Raw genomic sequence first — 7943 nt, forward strand, 5'->3', positions numbered from 1 at the left:
TTGACGTGACCTTTTAGCTGCGGCCATTTCGTTGCCCGCTATGTGATACCGACGTGGATGGAAATGGATGGGCGGAGATCTTATGCCAAGCTATCGGCAATTTTCTCCGCCAACATGAGTGTTGGAAGATTGGTGTTGGCTCGAGGAACACATGGCATTATCGACGCATCGATGACGAACAACCCTTCAATTCCATGAACCGCGCCATCTCGCGGGCTGACTACGGCGCCCGCGTCATCCCTGGCACCCATGCAGCAAGTTCCCGAAGGATGATAGCCGCCTATAGTGTGCTTCTTGATGAGGTCAGCCAAGGCGTCATCATCTTCAAGCGCAGTGATGATGTCGTCACCGCTGGCAAAAAGGCGGTCAATGAGAATGCGTCGCAGGGTGGCAGGCCCCTCGGTCAGAAGGGCCGGTCCCAGTGTCACCAGCCAATTTCGCCAGTTTACCGCCCCTACAAGTTTTGCCATGGCGCCATGAGTTGCCGCAAATGGGTCCGAACAAGCCCGGGACAGAGCATCGGTGGCGTAGAGCGACCACATGCGCCGCACCGCCAGCTTCATTCGCTCCATGTCGCGCGAATCGGACAGCATCTGAAACGCAATCTCCGGTGGCGCATCCGGGTTTGACGGATCAAGCCGAAGATAGCCGGTGGAATATGTCTTGTTGATCCAACTGAAAAGCGATCCAATGCGCTGGCCGATCGGATGCCAGGCGGATTTGGCCACGACAACCATGAACATGTCGCCGGAGCCACAGCCTTCCATCCCCGATGAATAGCGCCATGCGGCTTGGACATGGCGGCGCGGCGAGTTACCCATGCGGTAGCCCGGCCTGATCCAGGAAGACATCGCGATGGAGGGATGCTCGTTCAGGTTCTGGCCGACGCCGGGCAGATGACCAAGCACCTCTATCCCCGCTTCGCGCAATTGCCCGGCATCGCCGATTCCGGCACGCAAAAGCATGGCCGGGCTCTGCAGCGCGCCGGCCGCGAGGATGACGCGCTTGGCAAGAATGCGCTCGGCGCCGGCCTGAACACCAATGGCGCGGCGCCCCTCCATCAACAACCGGTCAACCGTTACCCCGGTCCGGATCGTCAGGTTGCCGCGCGCGCGGGTCGGTGCATCCAGATAGCCCATCGCGGCCGAGCAACGCGACTTGCGGTTCGTCGTCAGGGACATCGGGAACCAGCCATCTTCAAAAACGGCGTTCTGATCCCCGATGTTGCGGTATCCCTGGCTTGTCAGGGCGGCGGCAACAGCCCGCGTGAAGCCCGGCCATTCCTCCGGCATGACGCGGCTGATCGATATAGGGCCAGTCTGCCCATGCATGGGACCGTCGAAGTCCATGTCGGTTTCAAGTTTGCGGAAATAGGGCAGGACATTTTCCCAACCCCAGCCTTCGGCTCCGCGCTCGGCCCATTCATCGTAGTCGACCGGCAGGCCGCGATTGCCGATCTCGCCGTTCATGCTCGATCCGCCGCCGATCACCTTGGGCTGGATATAGGGCTTCGGCAGCGACCGGTCCGGATCGTTGTGCGGCACCGGCATCAGCCAGGCATTCAGATCGCGCCATTGATAGGCGGGATTGAAGGCCGCACGGTAAGGATAGACGTCGCGGATCTCCTCGGGCTCCAGACCCGGAGGATGGTCGACACCTGCCTCCAGCAACAGCACCCTGGTCGCGCTTATCGCAGAAAGGCGGTTGGCGAGCACGCAGCCGGCGGAACCGCCGCCGACGATGACGTAATCGTAGCCTATACTCATCGTCCAGAAACCGTATCCGAACCCTTGAGGCCGAACTCCTGATAGGCGGTGCGGTTGGCCACGATGTAATCCCAGTCATACTCCACTCCCAGCCCCGCACCGTCCGGCACCGGCATGCAGCCGTCCGGGCCGATGTCTTCGAGTGCATCGCTGTAGCCCGATCCGAACACCGGCGGGACGGGATTGGCGACCCCAGGTGCGACGAGTGACAGTTCATACCAGCTGGAATTGCGCATCGCGGCCATGCAGTGACGCTGTGCGGGGCCGGCGGCATGGATTTCGCAATCCAAGCCGAAGGCCTCGGCCAGATGGGCAACCTTCATCGTGCCGGTAATTCCCATGTCGTAGTCGGGATCGACACGAAGGTAGTCCGTGGCTCGGTCGTGAATCCAGGCAGCCTTGCTTTCCAGTCCGCGCACATGCTCGGTCAGCATGAGCGGCGTCCTGACGCTCTCCTTCAGTTGGCGCGCCGCATGGGGGGACCAGCCCGCATCCATGAACGGATCTTCATACCAGACATAGCCGCCGTCATCGCAGGCCTTGCCGACGTAGATCGCATCGGCCAGCGTGCGCAGTTCGCTCGCGGCGTCATACATCAGGGCCATGCGGCCACCGACACGCTTGGCGCAATGCAGAAGATTGGCGGCCTCCTCCTGCGGGTCGCCTTCGCCCCATCCATGGATCTTATAGCCCTTGTAACCCAGCGCCAGACATTCCTCCGCGAAATCGGCATAGGCCTCGATGCTGTCGAGAATCCCGTGCCGCCCGCCGTTGAGGGTGCTGGCATAGGTCGGGAGCCGCTGCCGGTAACCGCCAAGCAGACGCCAGACAGGACGATCCACGGCTTTCCCCGCAAGGTCCCACAGAGCATTGTCCAGCGCGGAATGACCGATCGCCATGTAATGACGATGCGCGCGCTTCAGCTTGTTGTAGATCGCCTCGCGCTCTTCTGCGTCCTCGCCCAGGAGATGGCCTGCCGCCGCTTTGACCTGCCCGACCATGGCGCCGTTCTTGCCGCTGTGAACGCTACAATACTCTCCCCGTTGACCGTCCTGCGTGTCGATTCTGACGGCGAAGGCTGAGAGACGGCTGCTCGCGCCCTTCATGACGCAGCGATTGCCGCTGATGTCCAATCCCAACCCATCGACCGTATAGCCGAATTCATGCACTTCGATCCGTGCGATGCGAGCACCCGGCCGCGATCCTATCGTCCTGTTCATCTCGTTCCCTGAATTTTCCACTTGCAATGCACAAAGCTGTCCTACAGAATTAATGTAATCAGACAGATTTCAAATCGTCAACGAGTTTTGGTTTCCGAAAATGAGCGACGGCGAGAGCAGATCGGACAGCGCCTACCGGCAACTGCGCGGCTATATCGATGGCGTGGCGACGGGGGAGCGCCTGCCCTCGGAAACGGATTTCGTGCAGATGTTCGGCATGTCGCGGGCCAGCATTCGTGAAGGGCTGACCCGGCTACGCACGGAGGGGGTGGTGCGCTCCCGCAAGGGCTCCGGCAGCTATGCCGTGCGGGACCAAGCCCCGCAGATGGTCCGGCTCTCGGCGATTTCCTCGACCAGGGATCTTGCCGAATGGCACGAGGTGCGGCTTGCGCTGGAAAGCGAAGTCGCGGCCCTGGCCGCGGACCGGCGAACCGAGGACGATCTCGCCCGCCTGGTCCGGGCACAGGAAACGCTGATGGTCCGGCTGATCGTGGATCGGGCCGAGCGCGAGGATGTCGCCTTCCACGCCGCGCTGGCGGTCTGCGCCCATAATTCCAAGCTGAGCGACGCACTGGGCCGGCTTACCTCGCACATCTTCAGTTGGGGCAACCTGTCGGCCCAGCGATCAGTGCTGACGGCCGCCGAGCGGCGCGAGCTGATCGCGCTGGAGCACGGCGCCATTGTCGACGCGGTGGCGGCCCGCGACAGCGACCGCGCCCGGGCGGAATTGCGGCGGCATCTGCTGAACGGCCGCACGCGGGTGCTCAGCAATCTCTAGATTCCGGCGTAACAAAAAACCAATAGTAGGAGGAGTTTGGCCATGAGTTTCGTTCATTTCAACCGGCGTTCCGTCATCAAGATGACAGCAGCCAGCATAGCCCTGGCAGCCTTGCCGCGGGCGGCGCGGGCGCAGCAGCTTTCGGGAACGGTCCGTATCTGGACCTTCCTCAGTTCGGAGGGGCAGTCGCCTCGCGAAGTCGTGCTGCGCAATATCATCGGCCGGTTCACGGCAGCACATCCTGATGTGAAGATCGTCGTGGAACCGCAGCCGTTCCAGGAGCTGGAAACCAAATTCGTGGCTGCCTCGGCGCAAAAGCGCGCCCCCGACATCATCTGGATGCGCGATACCTTTCTCGACCTCGTAAACCAGCGCCACGTGCTGGCCAATCTGGATGAGGTTTTCTCCGACGAGTTTAAAACCAAGGTGGTGCCCGATCTCTTTCCGGTTTTCGCGGAGAAATCGGTCTTCGACGGACAGCGTATTTCGTTGCCGCTCTGGCCCTCGCCGGCGCAGGTCATTTTCTATCGCAAGGATGCGCTGGCCGAGATCGGGATCGAGGCGCCACCGCTGCGTTGGGACGAGTTCATTGCGGCAGCTGGCAAGCTGACCAAAGGGGAGCGGCTTGGCTTCGGCCTGCCCACCAATGATAACAGCGTATCGTCCTTCATCAACGTCCTGTCCGGCTTCGGGCCTTCGATCTTCGATCCTTCCACCGGCCAATTCGACATCACCGGCAAGGAGGCGCAGGAAACGGCAAAAATTGTCAGACAGCTTGTGCAGAACGGCTCACTTTCGCCGACGCTGCTGAACGCCATGGGCGACGACATCCAGGATCAGTTCGCCGCCGGCCGTTTTGCCATGGTGCAGGCCTTTGCGCCTCGTTTCCAGCAATACAGGGACATCGCCGCCGCCTATGACGGCAAGCAGTTGGCAGTCTCGGCATGGCCCGCCTTCGGCGACCTGCCGCCATCGGTCCTGCTCGGACCCTATTGGACGGTAGGCCTGTCTGCCTCATCGCAGAACATTCCCGCCGCAGCCGCTTTCCTTGAAAGCCTCTACACAACGGAGGCGTCGCTGGAATGGGGTAAGGTCGCGGGACTGGTGCCCGACCGCCGCTCGACGCTGGACGACCCGTTCTTTTCCTCACCGGAAGCGGCAAATATCCGCACGTTCACCGAATTGCTCAGCGCCCCGGGCGCGCTGACCTTTCCACAGCGCCTTCCGGACATCACCAAGGTCTTTCCGGTGATGAACACCGCGTTGCAGGAACTGATAGGCACGGATGAGAGCGTAGATGCGGTCCTGTCGCGGGCAAAATCGACGCTGGGCTGGTGAGCGAAATATGAGCGTTTCCTCCTCCGGAGTCAGGCTGCATCCGGAACGCGCCCTGACGTCGGCGGCGCGTCAGGCAAAACTGGTGGGGTCGGCGCTGGTCGGCCCCGCGCTGATTCTGGTCATCGCGATCAACATCCTGCCGGCCTTCTACGGCTTCTATCTCAGCCTGCACAAAGTCTTCTTCTTCGCCAATGAGGGCTATGTCGGCCTTGCGAACTACGCTGCCCTGTTCTCGGACCCGTTCGCCTGGCAGGCCATCGGCCGTTCGCTCCTGTTCACTTTCTGCTCCCTGGCCATCGCGGTGCCGCTGGCGCTGCTCGCCGCGATGGGCATCCGGCGACTCGGCCGCTGGGGAAGCCTGCTTCTGACCGTCCTGCTCGTCCCATGGGCGATGAGCCCGATCGTAGTTGCGCTGCTGTGGAAATGGATCCTCGTGCCCTCCCCCGGGGGGCTGGTCGGAGCACTGTTTGCAGCATTTGGCCGGCCTCCCCAGGATCTGCTGACCGATCCGATGCTGGCAATGCCGACGCTGATTGCCGTCGGAGTCTGGAGAAACTTCGCGTTCGCTACGATCATCCTGATAGGCGGCCTGGGGCAGATACCCAAGGATCTCTACAAAGCGGCCGCCGTCGACGGGCTCGGCGCACTCGAAAGCTTTTACAAGATCACGCTGCCCTTGCTGGCGCCTTCGCTGCTGATCGTCATCTCGATGCTGACTATCAGCTACTTCAACGAAGTGCAGCTTATCATCGGCCTGACCGGAGGCGGTCCGATTCGGCAGACGAATACTCTGGCCTACCTGCTCTACAATACCGGCTTCGTCGAACTCGACCAGGGCCGCGGCAATGCCATCGCGATCGTGATGTTCATGATCAACATGGCGCTGATCGCGATCTACATCCGCATTCTCGGCAAGCAGCCCGGAGCCGCAGCATGAAATTCGCCGCCCGCCTCGTCTTGTCCCTAGCCTGCTTGATCGCCGCCATCGTCGCCCTGGGGCCAATATTCTGGGCGATATCCACCTCGTTCAAACCGACCAACCGCATCTTCGCCGTGCCGCCGGAAATCATACCGCTAAGCCCCACCTTCGCCCACTATTCCCGATTGATCGCCGAAGGGGTGCAATGGGCCTTCCTGAACAGCGCGAACTATGCCGTTCTGGCCGTCCTTCTCTCGCTGCTTTTCGGCACGGTGGCCGGTTATGCGCTGACGCGCTACCCGGTGGCGGGGAAACCGGCGATCCTGCTGATCTTCGTGGGGGCGATGGCTGTGCCGGGCTTTTCGGTGCTGCTGCCGACGCAGCTTCTCGCCTCGGAACTGGGACTCTACAACACCTATCTGGTGCTGCCGCTGCTCTATGCCGGCCATATCCTGCCGTTTGCAGTCTGGGTGACGCGCGCGCATTTTGCTTCGATCCCGCGTGAACTGGAGCAGGCAGCCGAGATCGACGGCTATTCTCGCGCCGAGGCCGTATGGAAGATCGTCCTGCCCGGAGCGAAACCTGCGCTTCTGGCGTCGGCAACCTTCGGCTTCCTGCATTGCTGGAACGACTATGTGACCGGCACCACGATGGTGGACCAGCCTGAATTGCGCACCTTGCCGGTCGCGCTGATCTTCTTCCAGGGCTTCCATGGCCGGGACTGGGGTGCACTCATGGCCGGCGTCGCCATCGCCACCATTCCTCCCGTCGTCGTCTTCCTTCTCTTCCGCAAATACCTCATCGGCGGCTTCGCTGACGGGTCCGTGAAAGGCTAAGTCCCATGGTTCAGGTTCAGCCGACCGCACAGTCGGTTCGCTTCATCGACGTCGGCAAAAGCTATGGCACGGTCCGCGCCGTCTCCAACGTCAACATCTCCATCGAGCCGGGTCAATTCGTGACCCTGCTGGGTCCTTCCGGCTGCGGCAAGAGCACCACGCTCAACATGATCGCCGGGCTGGAAATGCCTACCGAGGGGCGCATCATGATAGGCGACCGGGACGTCACCACCGTCAAGCCGGCGGATCGCGACATCGCAATGGTGTTCCAGTCCTATGCGCTCTACCCGCATATGACGCTCTACGAAAACATAGCTTTTCCGATGCGGGCCTGGCGCCGCCGCGCCCCCGAGGAGGTGGTGGACCGCAAGGTCAAGGGCGCAGCCCGCATGCTCGGGCTAGAGACCATGCTCGGCCGCTTTCCGCGGGAAATCTCGGGCGGCCAGAGGCAGCGCGTGGCCCTGGGCCGAGCCATGGTGCGGACTCCGACAGTCTACCTGCTCGACGAACCGCTTTCCAACCTCGACCAGCAGCTTCGCGTGCATATGCGTTCGGAGCTCAAGGATATCCACCAGCGCCTCGGCGCCACCATGCTTTACGTCACCCATGACCAGAGCGAGGCGATGACCCTTTCGAACCTGATCGTGGTCATGTCGAACGGCCGGATCGAGCAGGTCGGAAGTCCGCGGGAGCTCTACGACAATCCCGCCAATCTCTTCGTGGCGCGGTTTCTCGGCGAGCCGGGGATGAACATCCTTGCAGGCGAAGTCGACAACAACCGGGTGAGCGGGCGAGGCTTCGACGTTCCGTTACCTGCCGATCTGTCGTTCGACGACCGCCGGATCTCCTTGGGGATTCGCCCCGAAGACCTGAAATATGACGACACCGACGCAGCCATGCTGCACGGAACCGTGCGGACGGTAGAATATCTCGGCTCCCGCAGCCTGGTGCGCGTGGATGTGGGGGATTTCCTGGTTTCCGCCTTTCTCACCCCTTCGGTTGAACTGACAGCCGGATCAGCGATCGGACTTTCACCCGTCGAACCGTCGAAAGTGCGGTTCTTCGATACGCGCAATGGCCTTGCCC

At 61.9% G+C, this 7943-nt stretch carries 7 protein-coding genes; 5 read left to right on the forward strand and 2 right to left on the reverse strand.

The window, feature by feature from the left end; all coding sequences use genetic code 11:
* Positions 1 to 80: 80 nt before the first annotated feature.
* Both OHD58_RS29025 and OHD58_RS29030 read right to left on the reverse strand, forming a co-directional pair.
* Positions 81 to 1766 carry a GMC family oxidoreductase gene (locus OHD58_RS29025; protein ID WP_263807084.1) on the reverse strand — a complete coding sequence of 562 codons (1686 nt, stop codon included), beginning with the start codon at positions 1764 to 1766 and terminating at the stop codon, positions 81 to 83.
* On the reverse strand, positions 1763 to 2986 hold the full coding sequence (locus OHD58_RS29030; RefSeq protein ID WP_263807085.1) for an enolase C-terminal domain-like protein: 1224 nt from the start codon (positions 2984 to 2986) through the stop codon (positions 1763 to 1765). The genes OHD58_RS29025 and OHD58_RS29030 overlap by 4 nt, the downstream gene beginning before the upstream one ends.
* A 100-nt stretch (positions 2987 to 3086) precedes the next feature.
* Between OHD58_RS29030 and OHD58_RS29035 the strand changes: the two genes are divergently transcribed.
* The 5 genes from OHD58_RS29035 to OHD58_RS29055 form a co-directional block, all read left to right on the forward strand.
* Complete coding sequence (locus OHD58_RS29035) at positions 3087 to 3764, forward strand: FadR/GntR family transcriptional regulator (RefSeq protein ID WP_263807086.1); 678 nt, start codon at positions 3087 to 3089, stop codon at positions 3762 to 3764.
* Positions 3765 to 3806: 42 nt separating this feature from the next.
* Positions 3807 to 5102, forward strand: coding sequence for an ABC transporter substrate-binding protein (locus OHD58_RS29040; protein ID WP_263807087.1), 1296 nt, complete (start codon positions 3807 to 3809; stop codon positions 5100 to 5102).
* A 7-nt stretch (positions 5103 to 5109) separates the two neighbouring features.
* The gene (locus tag OHD58_RS29045; RefSeq protein WP_263807088.1) at positions 5110 to 6039 is read left to right on the forward strand and encodes a carbohydrate ABC transporter permease; all 930 of its coding nucleotides are present in this window, start codon (positions 5110 to 5112) and stop codon (positions 6037 to 6039) included.
* A complete protein-coding gene (locus tag OHD58_RS29050) occupies positions 6036 to 6857 on the forward strand; it encodes a carbohydrate ABC transporter permease (RefSeq protein WP_263807089.1) in 822 nt (273 codons plus the stop codon). The genes OHD58_RS29045 and OHD58_RS29050 overlap by 4 nt, the downstream gene beginning before the upstream one ends.
* 5 nt (positions 6858 to 6862) lie before the next feature.
* Positions 6863 to 7943: ABC transporter ATP-binding protein (locus tag OHD58_RS29055; protein ID WP_263807090.1), on the forward strand; the 1081-nt coding region annotated here is incomplete at its 3' end.

Origin of the sequence: Mesorhizobium sp. ZC-5, assembly GCF_025753855.1 — a bacterium.
GTDB lineage: Bacteria > Pseudomonadota > Alphaproteobacteria > Rhizobiales > Rhizobiaceae > Neomesorhizobium.

Coding starts and splice junctions, on each gene's coding strand:
- OHD58_RS29050 (WP_263807089.1), top strand. CDS start 6,036: ATGAAATTCGCCGCCCGCCTCGTCTTGTCCCTAGCCTGCTTGATCGCC.
- OHD58_RS29030 (WP_263807085.1), bottom strand. CDS start 2,986: ATGAACAGGACGATAGGATCGCGGCCGGGTGCTCGCATCGCACGGATC.
- OHD58_RS29040 (WP_263807087.1), top strand. CDS start 3,807: ATGAGTTTCGTTCATTTCAACCGGCGTTCCGTCATCAAGATGACAGCA.
- OHD58_RS29045 (WP_263807088.1), top strand. CDS start 5,110: ATGAGCGTTTCCTCCTCCGGAGTCAGGCTGCATCCGGAACGCGCCCTG.
- OHD58_RS29025 (WP_263807084.1), bottom strand. CDS start 1,766: ATGAGTATAGGCTACGATTACGTCATCGTCGGCGGCGGTTCCGCCGGC.
- OHD58_RS29035 (WP_263807086.1), top strand. CDS start 3,087: ATGAGCGACGGCGAGAGCAGATCGGACAGCGCCTACCGGCAACTGCGC.